At 37.8% G+C, this 3,269-nt stretch carries 2 protein-coding genes; both read left to right on the top strand.

The window, feature by feature from the left end:
• Window positions 1-274 precede the first annotated feature (274 nt).
• Window positions 275-469 (top strand): P-loop NTPase family protein, encoded by a 195-nt coding sequence (locus AA81_RS12965; RefSeq protein ID WP_103899273.1) that lies wholly within the window; start codon window positions 275-277, stop codon window positions 467-469.
• Window positions 453-3,269 (top strand): Eco57I restriction-modification methylase domain-containing protein (locus tag AA81_RS12960; protein ID WP_169999792.1); only part of this gene is annotated, 2,817 nt, incomplete at its 3' end. The genes AA81_RS12965 and AA81_RS12960, both read left to right, overlap by 17 nt.

Genomic DNA, 3,269 nt, shown 5'->3' with positions numbered 1-3,269 from the left:
TTTATTATCTATTCCCGCCCACCGCCCCTTGTGGAAGGGACTCCGTCCCTTTTAATCCCTTTTTAAAGACTAAGGAGTCCCTTAGGATCCCTTTTTTAAAGGCTTTGCCTTTAAGATTTATTATCTATTCCCGCCCACCGCCCCTTAAGGATTTCTTCTTTTTTTGATACCCACCGCCCCTTAAGGATTTCTTTTTTTATAAAGTTTTATAAAGCCCGCCGTCCTTTAATGTTATGATTGGTTAGGGCAGAAGATAAGAATTATTATAGACGAGGTGAATAGAAATCAAAAAAGCGTTATAATTTCTACAAACTTGAATCCCAAAGAGCTGGTTAACTTTTTGGAAGATAGAACCGTTTCAAGGTTGATGGAGATCATTCCAAAAGAAGGTTTGATTTATTTGGGGGAAGAGGATTTTAGGGTGAAAAAGAGAGAGGAGAAGGTGGCTTATTTTGAACAGATCCGTTAAGAAAATGGCTTTGGGGCTTAAGAGTATCCTGCAAAGGGAGGTCATAAATGGGGAAGACAGCCTCACGGCAGATGAGGAGAGCGTTTTGTTGGACGTTTTTTTGAGTTTTATTGTTTTAAGAGTTTTACAGGCGAAAGGAAACAGCCTCAAGACAGATATGGATGGGTTGGATTCAGATCTTTTGGGTGATTATTTTTCTGGGGTTCAACTTCTGAATAGAGATTTTGATTGTTGTTATTTGGTCGATAAGATTAAAAGCAAAATCACTCGCGAAACGATAGAAAAAGTCAGAGATTTGTTTCAGAGTGTGAAAGATGAAGATTGGAAGAAAGAAGAGATTATTTCTTGGTCTTACCAGTATTTCAACGAAGCCAGTCTCACGGCGAGTAAGGATTTAAAGGATAAAAATGGTGCTATTTCACAGTTTTATACCCCAAAATGGATTGTGGATTATTTGGTAGAAAATACGTTGGGGAAATATTATACGGATGAGAAGGGTGTGGACATTGAGGATGTTAAGATTATAGATCCAGCTTGTGGATGTGGGAACTTTGTTATAGGGGTGTACGATAAGTTGAAAGAGATGTACCAAAATAGGGGTTACGATGATGCTTTGATTCCAAAACTTATAATTACTAAGAATTTATACGGTATAGATATCGATGAGAACGCGGTTGAGATTACGAATTTGTTGTTGAGATTGAAGGCTTTGGAGGATGGAGCATGCGAGAAGATTGAAACAAACATAGTAGCCGTTCCAGAGGAGAGCAGCCTTACGGCAAATGAGGACGGGCAGAATGAGTATTTGAAGAAGTTTGAAAAGACTGGAAGTTTGATGAGAACAGAGGATGTTTTGAGTTTAAAATCCGGTATAGATGATGAGCGATTGAAGAAAGCTTTAGATGTGCTTACTTTGAAGTACGATATTGTTTTGACTAACCCCCCGTATTTGGATTCTTCTGATTATGATTTTGAGTTGAAGAGATACATAAACGAGGATTATAGTGAGTTTAAAAAGAATCTTTACGCCTGCTTTATCAAAAAGAGTTACGAGTTGGTGAAGACGGATGGTTTTGTTGGTATGATCACCCCTCAAACTTTTATGTTCATTGCAAGTTATGAGAAGACAAGAAGGTTCATATTAGATAATTTTCAGATAGAAAGATTGGTTCACTTTGGTCTTGGAGGGGTGTTTGATAACGCTTTGGTGGACACAGCGATGTTTGTTTTGAGGAAAAGTGAAGCCAGCCTCACGGCAAGTGAGGAAGGGAGTTTAGGTGAATACATAAACTTGACTGCTTTTAATGGGAAGGGTTCTAAGAAGAAGGCTTTATTTTCTATTTGGGAAGACAGCCTCACGGCTAGTGAGGAAAAGAAGAGAGAGGATTATATTTCTAAGTATGTTTTTAGGGTTGATAAGATGGTTTTTACAAAGGTTCCGAGGTTCCCTTTCATCTATTGGGTGAATTCAGACGTTGTTCGTACTTTTGAAAACGAGCCGTTAGATAAGTTTGCCGATGCACGACAGGGTATAGCTACGGGGGATAACAAAAGGTTTTTGAGGTATTTTTGGGAGGTTAGAAGAGAGGATATTAGTTTTGATCATATTAAAAATAGCAAAAAATGGGTCCCATATGCCAAAGGTGGGCCTTACAATAAATGGTATGGCAATTTGTGGTGGGTTATAGCCTTCGATGAAGAGAATTACAATCTGTTGTCAAAGATGGGGAATTATCTTCCAAATAGAAAGTATTATTTTAAAAAGGGTATAACTTACACAATGACAACCTCAAAAGGGGCAACTTTTAGGTACCTTCCTTCTGGATTTTTGTTCGATTGTAAGGGAAGTAGTTTGTTTTTTTCAAAAGATGAAGATATCTTTAGGTTTTTGGGGTTGCTCAATAGTAGTTTGTTTTCTTATTTGGAGAGTTTTATTGCAGGAAGCGTGGATTTGGAGGTTGGGGATTTGAAAAAGCTTCCCGTTCCACAAGGTTTGTTTGAGGATTCTGGTAAGGCTCAAGCGTTAGAAGCACTCGCCAGATTGAACGTGGCGATTAAAAAGCAAAACACCGAGATATATCCAAACGAACTGCACTTCAACGAGGAGAGTATCGATAGTGTTTCTAAGTTTTATGGGTTTATAGAAAGCAAAAACGCTCTTGATACTTTTCTGCTTCTTTCTGAAGGGTTGATAGATGTACTGGTGATGAAGTTGTACAGTTTGAAAGAGAGAAATTTTGAGGAGATTTATAAGACGGTGGGGATTCCTGCAGCCTTTTTTCCTTTGGCCGGCGGTAAAGGTGTAAAGGGTTTGCCCCCGTTGAAAGAACTGTTGAAACACCAATATTTGTACGAATTTGGTTTGAGGCAAGCTGAACTTACAAAAATAGAAAAGCTTATTGGAGAATTTTATAATAACAAAATCAAAACATTGAGCCACCTTTTGCCTTTCGATGAAGGTATAACCAACTATCATCGAAGAGAACCTTACGATAATTATGTGGAAAGAAAAGCAGAAGAAAGTTTCCAAAATCCTGTTACGGTTTACAACAACATGGGTAGCCAAGAGGAGATTTTAAAAAAATTGGGGTTTATAACAATAGATAACGGTATCCAAAGGTATCTTTTGAATGGAGATACGGGTTTTATTCCATTTGGGTTTTCAATCGACGAAGAAAATAGATTGTTATCTACCTTATTCAAGGAGCGCTTTGAATTGGAGCGTATTGTAGAAAAAGAGTTGAGGGATTATGTCTTTAAAGACTACCTAAAACTTCATAAGAAGTTTTATAAAGATAGG

Source organism: Petrotoga halophila DSM 16923, from assembly GCF_002924615.1.
This window is presented reverse-complemented; position numbering and strand designations above follow the sequence as displayed.